13 protein-coding genes are annotated in these 16,042 nt (G+C 59.0%); 3 read left to right on the forward strand and 10 right to left on the reverse strand.

Translation table 11 applies throughout. The annotated features are described in order from the left end of the window. Positions 1-32: 32 nt before the first annotated feature. The 6 genes from LCH65_RS19980 to LCH65_RS20005 form a co-directional block, all read right to left on the reverse strand. A complete protein-coding gene (locus LCH65_RS19980) occupies positions 33-1,805 on the reverse strand; it encodes an ABC transporter substrate-binding protein (protein ID WP_004414063.1) in 1,773 nt (590 codons plus the stop codon). An 85-nt stretch (positions 1,806-1,890) separates the two neighbouring features. Next, complete coding sequence (locus LCH65_RS19985; RefSeq protein ID WP_003415748.1) at positions 1,891-2,163, reverse strand: DUF2160 domain-containing protein; 273 nt, start codon at positions 2,161-2,163, stop codon at positions 1,891-1,893. A gap of 12 nt (positions 2,164-2,175) precedes the next feature. Next, positions 2,176-2,976 (reverse strand): carbohydrate ABC transporter permease, encoded by an 801-nt coding sequence (locus tag LCH65_RS19990; RefSeq protein ID WP_004414065.1) that lies wholly within the window; start codon positions 2,974-2,976, stop codon positions 2,176-2,178. A gap of 10 nt (positions 2,977-2,986) precedes the next feature. Further along, complete coding sequence (locus tag LCH65_RS19995) at positions 2,987-3,853, reverse strand: sugar ABC transporter permease (protein WP_002552729.1); 867 nt, start codon at positions 3,851-3,853, stop codon at positions 2,987-2,989. Then, positions 3,846-4,961, reverse strand: a complete 1,116-nt coding sequence (locus tag LCH65_RS20000) for an ABC transporter ATP-binding protein (RefSeq protein ID WP_004414067.1) — start codon at positions 4,959-4,961, stop codon at positions 3,846-3,848. The genes LCH65_RS19995 and LCH65_RS20000 overlap by 8 nt, the downstream gene beginning before the upstream one ends. Next, complete coding sequence (locus tag LCH65_RS20005) at positions 4,961-6,055, reverse strand: ABC transporter ATP-binding protein (RefSeq protein WP_004414069.1); 1,095 nt, start codon at positions 6,053-6,055, stop codon at positions 4,961-4,963. Before LCH65_RS20005 ends, LCH65_RS20000 begins: the two co-directional genes overlap by 1 nt. 299 nt (positions 6,056-6,354) lie before the next feature. Here LCH65_RS20005 and LCH65_RS20010 point away from each other — a divergent pair, with 299 nt between their 5' ends. Beyond that, positions 6,355-8,208 (forward strand): sigma-54-dependent Fis family transcriptional regulator, encoded by a 1,854-nt coding sequence (locus LCH65_RS20010; protein ID WP_226439740.1) that lies wholly within the window; start codon positions 6,355-6,357, stop codon positions 8,206-8,208. Between the two features lie 166 nt (positions 8,209-8,374). Here LCH65_RS20010 and cysS read toward each other — a convergent pair whose 3' ends face one another. Both cysS and LCH65_RS20020 read right to left on the reverse strand, forming a co-directional pair. Continuing rightward, complete coding sequence (gene cysS / locus LCH65_RS20015) at positions 8,375-9,757, reverse strand: cysteine--tRNA ligase (protein WP_003368543.1); 1,383 nt, start codon at positions 9,755-9,757, stop codon at positions 8,375-8,377. A gap of 24 nt (positions 9,758-9,781) precedes the next feature. After that, positions 9,782-11,476, reverse strand: a complete 1,695-nt coding sequence (locus LCH65_RS20020; RefSeq protein ID WP_004414076.1) for a glutamine--tRNA ligase/YqeY domain fusion protein — start codon at positions 11,474-11,476, stop codon at positions 9,782-9,784. 207 nt (positions 11,477-11,683) lie between these two features. On the opposite strand from LCH65_RS20020, the gene LCH65_RS20025 reads away from it, so the two are divergent. Then, complete coding sequence (locus tag LCH65_RS20025) at positions 11,684-12,187, forward strand: peptidylprolyl isomerase (protein WP_003404493.1); 504 nt, start codon at positions 11,684-11,686, stop codon at positions 12,185-12,187. Next, on the forward strand, positions 12,184-12,930 hold the full coding sequence (gene lpxH, locus LCH65_RS20030; protein ID WP_058396639.1) for a UDP-2,3-diacylglucosamine diphosphatase: 747 nt from the start codon (positions 12,184-12,186) through the stop codon (positions 12,928-12,930). Before LCH65_RS20025 ends, lpxH begins: the two co-directional genes overlap by 4 nt. Positions 12,931-13,192: 262 nt before the next feature. On the opposite strand, the gene LCH65_RS20035 is transcribed toward lpxH, so the two are convergent. Both LCH65_RS20035 and LCH65_RS20040 read right to left on the reverse strand, forming a co-directional pair. After that, complete coding sequence (locus tag LCH65_RS20035) at positions 13,193-14,752, reverse strand: DHA2 family efflux MFS transporter permease subunit (protein ID WP_223272521.1); 1,560 nt, start codon at positions 14,750-14,752, stop codon at positions 13,193-13,195. A 42-nt stretch (positions 14,753-14,794) separates the two neighbouring features. Further along, the gene (locus tag LCH65_RS20040; protein ID WP_004414082.1) at positions 14,795-16,003 is read right to left on the reverse strand and encodes an HlyD family efflux transporter periplasmic adaptor subunit; all 1,209 of its coding nucleotides are present in this window, start codon (positions 16,001-16,003) and stop codon (positions 14,795-14,797) included. Positions 16,004-16,042: the final 39 nt, after the last annotated feature.

The raw sequence follows: 16,042 nt of genomic DNA on the forward strand, positions 1-16,042 counted from the left end.
TCAAGGTGCCGTTTTTTTACCTCGACAAAACCTTACTTCTTGCCAGCCTCCCAGCTTTTCAGCAGGTCAGCGTAGGCGATGGTTTCACCCTTGGGTTTCTCGTTGGCCAGTTTGCGCTGTGGCGCGAGGAACTTGCCGTTGCTCTCTTCGGCCTTCTTGTACCAGGCTTCCGCAGTGGTTTCCGGATTCATCTTCGGCGCACACTTGCTGGCTTCCTGAACCTTGGAGCGCTCAATGCGCGTCATGATTGCATCCTGGTCCTTGGCCAGACCGTCGAGGGCCTCCTGCGCAGTCTTCTCGCCAGTGACCGCCTCGGCCACATGGCTCCACCACAGCTGTGCCAGCTTCGGATAGTCAGGCACGTTGGTGCCGGTAGGCGACCATTGAACGCGGGCCGGGCTGCGATAGAACTCCACCAGACCTCCCAGCTTGGGCGCCAGCGCGGTCATCTCCTTGGAGTTGATGTCCGACTCGCGAATCGGCGTCAGGCCGACGATGGTTTTCTTCAGCGAAACGCTTTTCGAGGTCACGAATTGCGCATACAGCCAGGCGGCCAGACGCTTTTTCTCGTCGGACGACTTCAGGAACGTCCATGAACCCACATCCTGGTAGCCAAGCTTCATGCCTTCCTTCCAGTAAGGGCCTTTCGGCGAAGGCGCCATGCGCCACTTCGGCGTGCCGTCAGCATTCATTACCGGCAGGCCCGGCTTGGTCATGTCGGCGGTAAAGGCGGTGTACCAGAAAATCTGTTGCGCGACGTTACCCTGCGACGGCACCGGCCCGGATTCGGAGAAGGTCATGCCCGCCGCTTCCGGCGGCGCATAGGCTTTCAGCCAGTCGATGTATTTCTGCGTAGCGAACACTGCCGCCGGGCCGTTGGTGTCGCCACCGCGGGTAATGCTGGAGCCGACCGGATGGCAGTCTTCGACGCGAATACCCCACTCATCCACCGGCAGACCGTTAGGCAAACCCTTGTCGCCGCTGCCGGCCATGGAGAACCAGGCATCGGTGAAACGCCAGCCCAGTGACGGGTCTTTCTTGCCATAGTCCATGTGCCCGAAGACTTTCTTGCCGTCGATCTCCTTGACGTCTTCGCTGAAGAATTTGGCGATGTCCTCGTAAGCCGACCAGTTGACCGGAACGCCCAACTCATAGCCGTACTTGTCCTTGAATTTCTTTTTCAGGTCGGGACGTTCGAACCAGTCGGCACGGAACCAGTACAGGTTGGCGAACTGCTGGTCAGGCAGTTGATAAAGCTTGCCATCCGGAGCAGTGGTAAACGAGGTGCCGATGAAGTCTTTCAGGTCCAGCGTCGGCGACGTGACTTTGCTGCCTTCCGGACTGGCCATCAGATCCGTCAGAGACAGGGCCTTGCCGTAGCGAAAGTGCGTACCGATCAGGTCCGAGTCGTTGACCCAGCCGTCGTAGATACTCTTGTCCGACTGCATGGCGGTCTGCAGCTTTTCGATGACATCACCTTCCTGCAGCAAGTCATGGGTGACTTTGATACCGGTGATTTCGGTGAACGCCTTGGCCAGGGTCTTGGACTCGTATTCATGGGTGGTCAGGGTTTCCGACACCACCTTGATGTCCATGCCACGAAACGGCTTGGCAGCTTCGATGAACCACTCCAGCTCTTTCAACTGCTCGGCATCGGAAAGCGTGCTCGGCTTGAACTCGCTCGCCGCCCACTTCTTCGCCGCATCTTCGTACTGATCCGCCCACGCCGACACGCTCAACCCACTGAGCATGATCATGGTTGCCAGCGTCACGCTATGTTGCAGCTTGTTTTTCTTATTGAACATAGTCATCTCCAGGTTGCTTTCATGTAGTCCCGCTTTTTTCAATACTGCCGACCGGATCACCCCGGCAACCACGCCCGGCCGCCCTCTAACCCCAACGCATCACCACCAACAGCCACACCAGGGAAGCCCCAGAAGCGATCCAGATGCTCCAGTCCGTCGCGCCGATCACCAGCAAATGCAGATAAGCGCTACCTAAAAGCCCAATGAAAAGACGGTCGCCACGCGTGGTGGCAATCGGCAGAAAACCGCGGCGCTCGATACTTGCCGAGCGCAATTCCCATACGGTCATTCCTGCCAGCAGAAGCGCAATACTGATAAAGAAGGCCGCAGTGGGCAGTGTCCAGGACATCCACTCCATTTTTTCGACTCCTCAGACACGACCAAGAGCAAAGCCCTTGACCACATGGTTGCGAACGAACCAGATCACCAGCATGCCCGGCAGAATGGTCAACACCCCTGCCGCCGCCAGCACCCCCCAATCGATACCCGATGCCGAGACGGTGCGGGTCATCACCGCAGCGATCGGCTTGGCGTTCACCGATGTCAGGGTGCGCGCCAGCAACAGCTCGACCCAGGAGAACATGAAGCAGAAAAACGCGGTGACCCCGATACCCGAGCCAATCAGTGGAATGAAAATCTTCACGAAAAACTTGGGAAAGCTGTAACCGTCTATGTAGGCCGTTTCATCGATTTCCTTGGGAACACCTGACATGAAACCCTCCAGAATCCATACGGCCAGCGGAACGTTGAACAGACAGTGCGCCAGTGCAACGGCGATGTGCGTGTCAAACAGGCCGATGGACGAATACAGTTGGAAAAATGGCAGCAGGAAGACTGCCGGTGGTGCCATGCGGTTGGTCAGCAGCCAGAAGAACAGGTGCTTGTCGCCGAGAAAACGATAGCGTGAAAACGCATAGGCTGCCGGCAGTGCGACGCTCAGCGATATCACGGTATTGAGGCACACGTAGTACAGCGAGTTGAGGTAGCCGCTGTACCAGCTCTCGTCAGTGAAGATCACCTTGTAGTTGGCCAGGGTGAAATCCTGCGGCCACAGGGTCAGGCCACCCAGGATCTCGGTATTGGTCTTGAACGACATGTTGATCAGCCAGTAGATCGGCACCAGCAGAAACAACAGGTAAATCCACAGCGGTATGGTTTTGCGCAGACTCATGACCAGCCCCTCAATTCTTTTCGCTGTGAGTCATGGCGGTGTAGAACACCCATGACACCAACAGAATGATCAGGAAATACACCAGCGAGAACGCGGCCGCAGGCCCCAGGTCGAACTGCCCGAGCGCCATGGTGGTCAGGGTCTGACTGAGGAAAGTAGTGGAGTTGCCCGGCCCGCCACCGGTCAGCACGAACGGCTCGGTGTAGATCATGAAGCTGTCCATGAAGCGCAACATCACCGCGATCAGCAGCACGCTTTTCATCTTCGGCAACTGGATGTGCCGGAAGATCGCCCAACCGGACGCACGATCGATGCGTGCCGCCTGGTAATACACATCCGGAATTGCCCGCAACCCTGAATAGCAAAGCAAGGCCACCAGCGAGGTCCAGTGCCAGACATCGATGACCAGCACCGTCACCCAGGCATCCGAGGCATTGGCGGCGTAGTTGTAGTTGATGCCCAGCACGTTGTTCAGCGTGTACCCCAGCAAACCGATATCACCACGGCCGAAGATCTGCCAGATCGTGCCGACCACGTTCCACGGGATCAGCAGTGGAATGGTCATCACGATCAGGCACAACGACGACCAGCGCCCTTTGGTCGGCATGGTCAGGGCAATCGCGATACCCAGCGGGATCTCGATCAGCAGTACACAGCCCGAATAAATGAACTGACGCAGCAGCGAGTCATGCAGACGCGGGTCCTGCAGGACCTGCCGGAACCAGTCAGTGCCTACGAAATAGCGGCTGGACTGGTCGAAGATGTCCTGCACTGAATAGTTGACCACAGTCATCATCGGGATAATCGCGCTGAATGCCACCAGCAGAAACACCGGCATCACCAGCCACCAGGCCTTGTTGTTCTGAACCTTACGCATGGGACACCTCACTGGCAGGGCCGGCTTCGATCAGGTAATCATCTGCATAGAGCATCAGCCATTGCCCCGGAAAGCTGATCCAGGCCTGGCCTTGCGGCACCGGTTTGTCTTCCTGCAGCCGCACCTTCAGCAGTTGCCCACCCAGTTTCAGGGTGATGATCTTGTAGGTGCCGAGGTCTTCCACATAGGTCACGTCGGCACACATCGCATCGTCGTAAGGTCCGTCCCAGACATGAACGAACTCGGGACGAATGCCTGCTTTCAGACTTTTCCACGGTGTATTGGCGAGCCGTTGCTGCAACGACTCAGGCAGCGGCAGGTGAATATCCGCAAAACCGACGCCGCCCGGCTGCGGCGTAACGTCAATCAGATTCATCCCCGGGCTGCCGATGAAATAGCCGACAAAGGTGTGCGACGGCTTCTCGAACAGCTCCCGCGGCGTGCCGAACTGGACGATCTGACCGCCATACATCACGGCGATCTTGTCGGCGAAAGTCGACGCCTCCAGTTGATCGTGAGTGACGTAGACCATGGTGATATTGAACTGCTCGTGGATCTGCTTGAGCTTGCGCCGCAGCTTCCACTTCAGGTGTGGGTCGATCACAGTCAACGGTTCGTCGAAGAGGATCGCCGACACGTCATCGCGCACCAGCCCGCGACCCATGGAGACTTTCTGCTTTTCGTCCGCGCTGAGGTTGCGCGCTTTCTTTTTCAGCAGCGGCTGCAGGTCCAGGACATCGGCAATTTCGTTGACCTTGATGAGAATCCGCGCCTCGTCCAGGCCCTGATTGCGCAACGGAAAGGCCAGATTATCGAACACCGTCATGGTGTCGTAGATCACTGGAAACTGGAAAACCTGAGCGATGTTGCGACGCTCCGGGGGCAGCTCATTGACTACTTTCGAGTCGAACAGCACCTGGCCCTGCGACGGACTGAGCAGACCGGAAATGATGTTGAGCAGGGTTGACTTGCCACACCCGGAAGGCCCGAGCAGCGCGTAAGCACCACCCTGCTCCCAGACGTGGCTCATCTCGCGAATTGCATAGTCGTCAGGACCGGGCTTGGCACTGTAGCTGTGCGCAAGGTTCTGCAAGCGGATCTCGGCCATCAGGCAACCCTCGCCATACGCAGGCCCGGCGCCTGAATCAGGCCGCCCTGCTGATCGAATACAAACAGTTTGTGGGTCGGGATGTACACCCGAATCGCCGCATCGACGTCGTAGGCATGCACGCCTGGCAGATGCAGGACCAGCGAGAACAGCTCGTTGCGCACATGCAGGAAGGTTTCCGAACCACTGATTTCCGCCAGCTCGACGGTGACCGCCAGTTCCAGATCGTCATCGTTGGACGGCACCAGGCTCAAATGGCTGGGGCGCACGCCGAAACGATATTCGCCGTCGCCGACAGCCCGCAGGTCGACGTTGAGCGGGAAATGCACGAAGTTGGCGAAGCTGACTTCATTGCCGTCTATACGGCCCGGCATGAGGTTGATCGGCGGTTCGGAGAACAGCTCGGCGGCCAGCACAGTCGCGGGTCGATGATAGACCTCAGGGGTCTTGCCGCTCTGCACCACCCGCCCTTCATGCAGGATGGTGGTGGTGCCGCCCAGCGCCAGCGCTTCATTGGGCTCGGTAGTGGCGTAGATGGCGATGGTATGGCGAGCGGCGAACAGCTCACGCATTTCCTGGCGCAGCTCTTCGCGCAGCTTGTAATCGAGGTTGACCAGCGGTTCATCGAAGAGGATCAGCTCGGCGTCCTTGACCAGCGCTCTGGCCATCGCGGTGCGCTGCTGCTGCCCACCGGACAGTTCGAGGGGATGGCGTTGCAGGAATTTTTCGATGCGCAACATCTTCGCGGTTTCCTGCACCCGGCTGTGGATCACATCTTTGGACAGACCGGCCTGACGCAGCGGCGAGGCGATGTTTTCGAACACCGTCATGCTCGGGTAATTGATGAACTGCTGATAAACCATCGAGACGTTGCGCAGACGAACCGGACGATGGGTGACATCGACCCCGTTCATCAGCACTCGCCCGCTGTCCGGCTTGTCCAGCCCGGCCATCAAGCGCATCAGGCTGGTTTTGCCGGACAGAGTGCGCCCCAGCAGAACGTTGAATGATCCCGGCTCAAAGCTCAGGGAGGCGTCGTCGATCCAGACCTGGCCATCGACGGCGCGACTGACATGCTCCAGCGTGAGTGACATGGCGTGCCCTTTGTTGTTTTTTTCTTAAGGGTGAATGCGTGACTGTTTGCAGATAGCGACATTCGTGCCAGCTCAGGCGGATCGCCGGTGAAGCCCGAAACAGAGCGTTCGCCCGTATTCAGGGGACGAAACGCCTTTCACAGCTGAACAATAATGAACAGAAAATACTGAACACTTGAACAAAATGAACATTGACTTTGAACAAAACTGAACGACACTGGACGGACGTTGCGGGCAAGGATGGTCACGCCGACGGGACCTAAAAACAAAAACAATACGTCATATTCGCAGGCATCCTCATGTCTCAAACCAGCGCTTCGCTTGCTCACGACATCATCATTCAGGATTCATGGACCCGCTGCCGGGACTTCGGCCTCAGTCATCAGACGCGCCCCTCATTCGGCCAACTGCCGGGGGCGGAGGTTTCCAGGCTGCTGGAGCGCCATCGCGGACTGGTACAGACCACCCATCAGGAGGTCCTGCCGGTCTACGAAAACATTCTCAGCAACTCCAGCTGCCTGATTCTTCTGGCCGACCCTCAAGGTCAGTTGCTCAAGTCCTGGGGTGCGCAACGCTTCGTCGAATCGTCCCAGGCTCAGGGCTTCATGCCCGGTGCCAGCTGGAGCGAACGCGGCACGGGCACCAACGCCATCGGCACGGCGCTGGCCTGCGAACAGGCCATCCATATCGAACCGGACGAGCATTTCCTCAAGGCCAATCGCTTCATGACCGGTTCGGCCTCACCGATCTTCGACGCCGACAGGCGCATCATTGCCGTGCTGGATGTGTCCAGTGACAGCTTCCTGCCACCCTCGCACACGCTGGGCATGGTCAAAATGATGAGCCAGTCGGTGGAAAACCGCCTGATCCTCGACCAGTTCCGCGATTCCCACTTCCAGCTGATCTTCAATACCGGTCTGAACAACCTCGACAGCCAATGGGCTGGCCTGCTGATTTTTGACGAAAGCGGCCAGATCCTGTGCGCCAATCGGCGTGCCGACGCCCTGCTGGGGAAGACTCCGGCCGGCGCCAGCATCGAGACGCTGTTCAAATGTCCGATCTTGCAATTGCTCAGCGAGACCGAAGCGCGTCCGTTTGCATTGCATGCATTTGGCAACAATCGCTTTCAGTGCCTGCTCAAGCGGCCGACCCGCAAGCCGCTCAAGCTGCACAGCGTACAGCTAGTTCAGGCACCCGTGGCGCCGCAGAGTCTTGACCTGGAGGCGATCAGCCTGGGTGATGCAAAAATCGAAAAAGCCGTGCGTCAGGCGCAGCGGTTGCTGGAAAAAGACATTCCGCTGCTGATCCACGGGGAAACCGGGGTCGGCAAGGAAGTGTTTGTCAAAGCCCTGCATCAGGCCAGTGCGCGCGCCGGCCAGCCTCTGATCGCCGTCAACTGCGCAGCGATCCCGGCCGAACTGGTCGAGGCCGAGCTGTTTGGCTATGAAAGAGGCGCCTTCACCGGGGCCAATCAGAAGGGCAGCATCGGCCTGATCCGCAAGGCCGACAAAGGCACGCTGTTTCTCGACGAAGTGGGCGACATGCCGATGCCGGTACAGGCGCGGCTGCTGCGCGTGCTTCAAGAGCGCTGCGTTCAGCCACTGGGCAGCAGCGAGTTGTATCCGGTCGACATACGCCTGATTTCAGCCACCAACCGAAGCCTGCGCGATCAGGTCCAGACGGGGCTTTTCCGCCAGGATCTTTATTACCGGATCAGCGGCCTGAGCATCGAACTTCCTCCCCTGCGCGAGCGGACTGACAAGCATGCGCTTATCCAGCGAATCTGGGAGCGGCACCGTGATGCCCATCAGCGTGCAGGCTTCTCCAGAGAGGTACTTGAGTTATTCGAGCATCACCCTTGGCCGGGTAATCTGCGCCAGCTCAACAGTGTGATCCAGGTGGCGCTGGCACTGGCCGACGAACAGCCGATCGGCACTGACCATTTGCCCGAGGACTTTCTGCTCGATGCACAGGTAAATGAGGAATGCCCTATCCCGGTCAGAACTCAGGAATCGGCCACGCGCCTTCACGCGACCGAAGACCTCGGCCAATTGTTTCAAGCGGCAGGCGGGAATATTTCACAGCTGGCCAAACGCCTGGGCGTCAGCCGCAACACACTGTACAAGCGGTTGCGGGAACAGCGGATCGTTTAGTGTTCGACGCTCGGCAGGCCGCGCATCGAGGACAGGACGCGGAGCGTCCAGAACAGCATGCCCACGCGGAGCATGGGCACGATAGTCTTCCGGGTCATTATCGTTCCCATGCTCCGCGTGGGAATGCACTTCATGACGCTTCGCGTCACCCAGCCGCCTTACTTGATCAGTCCGCCAGACGCCAGGTGGTGCCGCCCTTGCCGTCTTCCAGAAGCACACCCATGGCGGTGATCTGGTCGCGGATACGGTCGGACTCGGCCCAGTCTTTCGCGGCACGCGCAGCCAGACGCGCCTGAATCAGCGCCTCCACTTCAGCCGCATTAACCCGCCCTTCCGCGCCAGCGCGCAAAAAGTCGTCGGCTTCGAGTTGCAGGACACCCAGCACGCTGGCCAGTTGCTTCAAGCGCGCCGCCAGACCCGCCGCCGCTGCGACATCGGACTCACGCAGACGATTGATCTCGCGAACCATCTCGAACAGCACCGCGCACGCTTCAGGCGTACCGAAGTCATCGTTCATCGCCGCGCTGAAACGCTCGACGAACGCCTCGCCACCCGCAGGCTCGGCGAGCGGCAGGCCCTTGAGCGCGTGATAGAAACGTTCAAGTGCCGCCTTCGACTCACGCAGGCTGTCTTCGGAATAGTTGATCGCGCTGCGGTAGTGGCTCGACACCAGCAGGTAACGCACCACTTCCGGGTGGTATTTCTCCAGCACGTCTCGGATGGTGAAGAAGTTGTTCAAGGACTTGGACATCTTCTCGCCATTGATGCGAATCATGCCGCAGTGTAACCAGGCATTGGCGTAGGTCTTGCCGGTGGCCGCTTCGCTCTGGGCGATTTCGTTTTCATGGTGCGGAAACTCGAGGTCGCTGCCGCCGCCATGAATATCGAAGGTCTCGCCCAGGCAGCAGGTCGACATCACCGAGCACTCGATATGCCAGCCGGGACGTCCTGCACCCCAGGGCGATTCCCAGCTCGGCTCGCCCGGCTTGACACCTTTCCAGAGCACGAAGTCCAGCGGATCCTCCTTGGACTCGTCCACTTCGATGCGCGCGCCGATGCGCAAGTCTTCGATCTTCTTGCGTGACAGCTTGCCGTAACCCTGAAACTTGCCGACCCGGTAATACACATCGCCGTTACCCGGCGCGTAGGCATAGCCCTTGTCGATCAGGGTCTGGATCATGGCGTGCATGCCGGGGATATGATCGGTGGCACGCGGTTCCATGTCTGGCTTGAGGATGTTGAGGCGCGCCTCGTCCTCGTGCATGGCACCGATCATGCGCGCGGTCAGTGCGTCGAACGACTCACCGTTTTCCCGCGCCCGGTTGATGATCTTGTCGTCGATATCGGTGATGTTGCGCACATAGGTCAGTTCATAACCGCTGAAGCGCAACCAGCGCGTCACCAGATCGAACGCAACCATGCTGCGGCCATGGCCCAGGTGGCAGTAGTCGTACACGGTCATCCCGCAGACGTACATGCGCACCTTGTTGCCATCCAGCGGCTTGAAAACTTCTTTGCTCTTGGTGAGCGTGTTGTAGATAGAAAGCACGTGCTCCCCCTCAAACGTACAGCATCAGGTCCAGGAATCCCGCAATGTCACGGTGCGGTTGAAGACAGGTCGACCAGGTTTGGAGTCCTTGATGTCCGCGCAGAAATAACCTTCGCGTTCGAACTGGAAACGGTCTTCCGGTTGCGCTTGGCCCAACGAGGGCTCGGCGCGACAACCGGTCAGTACTTGCAGGGAGTCCGGGTTGATATTGTCCAGAAAGCTTGCGCCCTCTTCGGCTTTTTCAGGGTTTGGCGAACGGAACAGACGATCGTACAGACGCACTTCGCACTCTACGCTCTCGGCTGCCGGCACCCAGTGCACGACGCCCTTGACCTTGCGGCCCTCAGGGTTCTTGCCCAGAGTGTCCGGATCGTAGGAGCAACGCAGCTCGACGATGTTGCCGTCGGCATCCTTGATCGCTTCATCGGCGCGGATCACATAGCTGCCACGCAAACGCACTTCGCCATTGGGCTCAAGACGCTTGTAGCCCTTCGGCGGCTCTTCCATGTAATCGTCGCGGTCGATGTACAGCTCCCGCGAGAACGGCAGCTCGCGCATGCCCAGGTCCTCTTTCGGGTGGCGCGGCAGTTCCAGCTTCTCGACCTGACCTTCCGGGTAGTTGGTGATAACCACTTTCAGCGGGCGCAGCACGCACATGGCGCGCGGCGCGCTGTGGTCCAGGTCGTCGCGGATGCTGAATTCGAGCATGCCGAAATCGACCACGCCGTCAGAGCGGTTGGTGCCGATCATTTCGCAGAAATTGCGAATCGATTTCGGCGTGTAGCCACGACGACGGAAGCCCGACAGCGTCGACATACGCGGGTCATCCCAGCCACTGACGTGTTTCTCGTCAACCAGTTGCTTGAGCTTGCGCTTGCTGGTGATGGTGTAGTTCAGGTTCAGGCGCGAGAACTCATACTGGCGCGGCTTGCACGGCACCGGCAGGTTGTCGAGGAACCAGTCGTACAGCGGACGATGGCTTTCGAACTCCAGGGTGCAGATCGAGTGGGTGATGCCTTCGAGGGCATCCGACTGACCGTGGGTGAAGTCATAGATCGGGTAGATGCACCACTTGTCGCCGGTCTGATGGTGATGCGCATGACGAATGCGGTAGATGATCGGGTCACGCAGGTTCATGTTCGGCGAGGCCATGTCGATTTTGGCGCGCAGTACACGAGCGCCATCCTCGAACTCGCCGGCTTTCATGCGCGCGAACAGGTCGAGGTTTTCCTCGACGCCGCGCTCGCGGAACGGACTGTTCTTGCCCGGCTCGGTCAGGGTGCCGCGATATTCGCGCGCCTGTTCGGGGGTCAGATCGTCAACGTAAGCCTTGCCCGCCTTGATCAGCTCGACCGCCCAGTCGTGCAACTGGTCGAAATACTGCGAGGCGTAGCGCACTTCGCCCGCCCATTCGAAGCCCAGCCACTTGACGTCACTCATGATGGCGTCGATGTATTCCTGGTCTTCCTTGGCCGGGTTGGTGTCATCGAAACGCAGGTGCGTATCGCCACCGAACTCCTTGGCCAGACCGAAGTTCACGCAGATCGACTTGGCGTGACCGATGTGCAGGTAGCCGTTGGGCTCCGGCGGAAAGCGGGTCACGATTTTGCTGTGCTTGCCCGAGTCCAGGTCTGCCTGCACGATAGGACGCAGGAAATTGGTCGGTACGGCTGGACCTGCCTTTGAATGGGCAGCGGGTTCTGGAGTGGGCTTGCTCATAGGATCCTTGGACATACGTGCGCGGCCAGGGTAGGCCGACTAAATCAAAGCGCTTATCATAGCCGAAGCTGTCAAGTCCCTGACAACAGACTGCGTATTTGAAGGCATAAAAGCTGCAAAAGCGCTGAAAAATGTAACCTCGTCTGTAAACTGCGCGTCAGGGTCATAATCTGCCCATTCATGCATGACTAGAGAGCGACTTCCCAAATGCCTAATGTAAAGCTGACTACCAACCACGGCGACATCGTGCTGCAACTGAACGAAGAAAAGGCGCCGCTGACCGTTGCCAACTTCATCGAATACGTTAAAGCCGGTCATTACGAAAACACGGTTTTCCACCGTGTGATCGGCAACTTCATGGTTCAGGGCGGCGGTTTCGAGCCTGGCATGAAAGAAAAGAAAGACAAGCGCCCGAGCATCCAGAACGAAGCCGACAACGGTCTGCCGAACAAGAAGTACAGCGTCGCCATGGCCCGCACCATGGAGCCGCATTCGGCCTCTGCGCAGTTCTTCATCAACGTCGCTGACAACGCCTTCCTGAACCACAGCGCCAAGACCGTTCAAGGCTGGGGTTACGCTGTATTCGGTGAAGTGATCGAAGGCACTGATGTCGTCGACAAGATCAAAGGCGTGGCAACTTCCAGCAAGGCCGGCCATCAGGACGTCCCGGTAGAAGACGTGATCATCGAGAAAGCCGAGATCGTTGAGTGATACTGCTGATCTCCGATCTGCACCTTGAACAGGAGCGCCCGGACATTACCCGGGCGTTTCTGGATCTGCTCGCAGGACGCGCTCGCGACGCCGAGTCGCTGTATATCCTCGGGGATTTTTTTGAAGTCTGGATCGGTGACGACGCGATGTCGCCGTTCCAGCTTTCGATCTGCAAGGCCCTGCGCGAGTTGAGCGACAGCGGCACACGAATTTTTCTGATGCACGGCAACCGTGATTTCATGCTCGGCAAGGGTTTCTGCAAGGCAGCAGGCTGCACACTGCTGAGTGACCCGAGCGTCGTGCAGTTGAACGGTGAGCCGGTGCTGCTGATGCACGGCGACAGTCTGTGCACCCGCGATGAAGGTTATATCCGGATGCGTCGCTATCTGCGCCATCCGCTGACGCTTTTCATTCTGCGCCATTTGCCGCTGGGCACCCGCCATAAGCTGGCGCGCAAGTTGCGTAATGAGAGCCGTGCGCAAACCCGTATGAAGGCCAACGATATTGTCGATGTGACGCCGGACGAGGTGCCGCGGATCATGCAGCAGTTCGGCGTGCGTACGTTGGTCCACGGTCACACTCATCGTCCGGCGATTCATAAGTTGCAGATTGGCGATCAGGCGGCCAGGCGCATTGTGCTGGGTGACTGGGATCGTCAGGGCTGGGTGTTGCAGGTGGATGATCAGGGTTTCAGCCTGAACCCGTTCGACTTTGTGCCTGAAACGACTGCGCTGTTGAATTGATTGCGCGGTAACGGCTGAGAGCACAGCGGCTCTGCGCCTTCAGGCGGATTGCCGTTCGGCTCAGGTCACCTTTTAGCCCTTCGGCGACTCAATTTGAGGGACCAAAGTGAGCAAAGTCCCCGCTCCTGTTTCCGGCCCGACTTCGTCGGGTTCCTTTGCACTGTCACTAACGTCGCACTCTGCGTCGTCTGTGCCATCGCGATTGAAAAAGCACTTTAGAGCAGTTTGGCCAAAGGCACGGTTCAGATAGGCGCATAAGAAACTAGTGCCCGCCCCCTGCCGCAGGCCCGGCCTTGGCGGCGAATGGAGGTTTGGCCAGCCAGACGAGCAGGATCAGTCCTGCGAATATCCAGCCCAGCAGGTAGAAGTAATCCACGGTGGACATCATGTAGGCCTGGGCGTTGAGGGTCTGCTCCAGTTGCGCGTAGGCCTGCGGGCTGGCGCCGCCCAGGCTGTCCAGGGCGTGGCGGGTGGCTGGGTCGAAGGTGCTGATGTTTTCACTCAGGTAGGCATGATGCTGGTTGGCGCGGCGAATCCAGATCCAAGTGGTGAGCGAGGCTGCGAAGCTGCCGCCCAGGGTGCGCAGAAAGGTTGCCAGCCCTGAACCATCGGCGATCTGATTGGGCGGCAGGTCAGACAGCAGAATACTCAGAGTCGGCATGAAGAACAGTGCCACGCCAATGCCCATGAACAACTGCACCATCGCCACATGCTCGAAATCCACGTCGGTGTTGAAGCCTGCACGCATGAAGCAACTCAACCCCATCGCCAGGAATGCCAGCCCGGCCAATAGACGCAGATCGAATTTGTGCGCGTACTTGCCGACAAAGGGCGACATCAGTACCGGCAGGATGCCAATCGGCGCGACGGCCAGCCCAGCCCAGGTGGCGGTGTAGCCCATCTGGGTCTGCAACCACTGCGGCAATATCAGGTTGATGCCGAAGAAGCCGGAATAGCCGCCGATCATGACCAGTGTGCCGATGCGGAAATTGCGGTAGGCAAACAGGCGCAGGTTGACGATCGGATGCTTGTCGGTCATTTCCCAGATCACGAAGAAGGTCAACGCGACCAGCGAAATCAGCGAGCCAAAGATGATGAAGTTCGACTCGAACCAATCCAGATCATTACCCTTGTCGAGCACTATCTGCAGCGCGCCCACACCGACGATCAGCGCTATCAGGCCAATATAGTCCAACGGCTGACGAGCAGTCGTGACCGGCCTTTTGGCCATCTGGGTACGCACCACCAGCACGGCGAACAAGCCGATGGGAATGTTGATGAAGAAGATCCAGGGCCAGCTATAGCTGTCGGTGATCCAGCCACCGAGGATCGGACCGGCAATGGGCGCCACCACCGTCACCATCGCCAGCAATGCCAGGGCCATGCCTCTTTTGGCGGGTGGGTACACCGCAATCAGCAGGGTCTGACTCATCGGATACAGCGGACCGGCGACCATGCCCTGCAGCGCGCGAAAGCCCACCAGTTCCGGCATGGACTGGGAAATACCGCACAGAAACGAAGCCATCACGAACAGAATGGTGGCCCACAGGAACAGCTTGACCTCACCGAAGCGGCGACTGAGCCAGCCGGTCAGCGGCAAGGCAATCGCGTTGCTGACCGCAAACGAGGTGATCACCCAGGTGCTCTGCTCCGAGCTGACACCCAGATTGCCGGCGATGGTCGGCAGCGCCACGTTGGCAATCGTGGTATCGAGCACCTGCATGAAGGTCGCCAGCGACAGACCGATGGTGCACAGCAACAGGCTTGGCGGGGTAAAAGAAGCGGGGGCGTTGTTGCTCATCGCGAATCCCTGAAGACGAATGCGACACCCCGGCCAGCAGGCCGGGGCTCACGGATTGGCGGTTCAGCGCTGAACGGCAGTCTTGCCACCGGGCGCACTGTTCTCGTGAATCAGGCGGGCGATCAGCGCGTCGGCGTCAGCCAGTTGCTCGGTGTACACCTGAGTGCTGAAGGCCGCCTGTTTGCGCGGCTGTTGCGCCAGGACCGGACCGCTCTGGTCATGCAGATTGACTTCAACCGTGGTCGACAGGCCGATACGCAACGGGGACTTCGCCAGTTCTTCAGGGTTGATGTGCACCCGCACCGGCACACGCTGGACAATCTTGATCCAGTTGCCAGTGGCATTCTGCGCAGGCAACAACGCAAAGGCACTGCCGGTACCGGCCCCCAGGCTGTCGATGGTGCCGCTGTACTTCACATCGCTGCCATACAGGTCGGAGCTGATCTCCACTGGCTGACCGATGCGCATCTTGCCCAGTTGGGTTTCCTTGAAGTTGGCATCGATCCACAACTGATCCAGCGGAATGACCGCCATGGTTGCAGTGCCCGGCTGAATGCGTTGCCCCAGTTGCACGGTGCGCTTGGCGACGTAGCCGGTGACCGGTGCCACCAGCGTCGAACGTGCATTGGCCAGGTAGGCCTGACGCAACTGTGCGGCCGCAGCCTTGACGTCCGGGTGCGAGGACACCACGGTGTCATCGACCAACGCCACGCTGGTGCTGAGTTGCTGCTGAATATTGTTCAGGGCGCTCTGCGCGCTGGTCAGGCTGTCTCTTGCGTGCGACAGCTCTTCCTGGGAAATCGCCCCGCCGGCTGCGAGGCTGCGACGACGGTTATAGTTGTCCTGAGCGGTCTGCACCGCAGCACGCTGCGCGGCCAGTTGCGCTTTCATGCCATCGACGTTGCTGTAAAGGCCGCGCACCTGGCGCACAACCTTGCCCAGATTGGCCTCGGCGCTCTGCAGCGAGACTTCGGCATCGCTCGGGTCAAACTTGAGCAGGACCTGCCCTTCGTGCACCAGATCACCATCGTCGGCACCAATACTGATGACGGTTCCGGTGACCAGCGGGGTGATTTCGACCACGTTGCCATTGACATAGGCGTCGTCGGTCTCTTCGCTCCATTGGCCGTAGATCTCGTACCAGGCCCAGATGCCCAGTGCGAGGATCACCACGACAATGGCAAGCCCGATCAGCAGGAACTTGCGCTTGCCAGACTTCGGCTCCTGTTGAGGAGCCTGGGCAGATGTGTTTTCAGCGGCAGCAGTGGCCATGGCAGTTACCTTTAATCAGCGAAGCGACGGAACGACGGC

It is taken from the genome of Pseudomonas sp. MWU16-30316, assembly GCF_020515645.1.
Taxonomy (GTDB): Bacteria; Pseudomonadota; Gammaproteobacteria; order Pseudomonadales; family Pseudomonadaceae; genus Aquipseudomonas; species Aquipseudomonas cerasi.

Bases quoted from the DNA above. Each gene is read 5' to 3' on its own strand.
- LCH65_RS19980 (WP_004414063.1), bottom strand. From the start codon at position 1,805: ATGTTCAATAAGAAAAACAAGCTGCAACATAGCGTGACGCTGGCAACC.
- LCH65_RS20040 (WP_004414082.1), bottom strand. From the start codon at position 16,003: ATGGCCACTGCTGCCGCTGAAAACACATCTGCCCAGGCTCCTCAACAG.
- LCH65_RS20025 (WP_003404493.1), top strand. From the start codon at position 11,684: ATGCCTAATGTAAAGCTGACTACCAACCACGGCGACATCGTGCTGCAA.
- LCH65_RS19990 (WP_004414065.1), bottom strand. From the start codon at position 2,976: ATGAGTCTGCGCAAAACCATACCGCTGTGGATTTACCTGTTGTTTCTG.
- LCH65_RS20010 (WP_226439740.1), top strand. From the start codon at position 6,355: ATGTCTCAAACCAGCGCTTCGCTTGCTCACGACATCATCATTCAGGAT.
- LCH65_RS19985 (WP_003415748.1), bottom strand. From the start codon at position 2,163: ATGGAGTGGATGTCCTGGACACTGCCCACTGCGGCCTTCTTTATCAGT.
- LCH65_RS20020 (WP_004414076.1), bottom strand. From the start codon at position 11,476: ATGAGCAAGCCCACTCCAGAACCCGCTGCCCATTCAAAGGCAGGTCCA.
- LCH65_RS20000 (WP_004414067.1), bottom strand. From the start codon at position 4,961: ATGGCCGAGATCCGCTTGCAGAACCTTGCGCACAGCTACAGTGCCAAG.
- LCH65_RS19995 (WP_002552729.1), bottom strand. From the start codon at position 3,853: ATGCGTAAGGTTCAGAACAACAAGGCCTGGTGGCTGGTGATGCCGGTG.
- LCH65_RS20005 (WP_004414069.1), bottom strand. From the start codon at position 6,055: ATGTCACTCACGCTGGAGCATGTCAGTCGCGCCGTCGATGGCCAGGTC.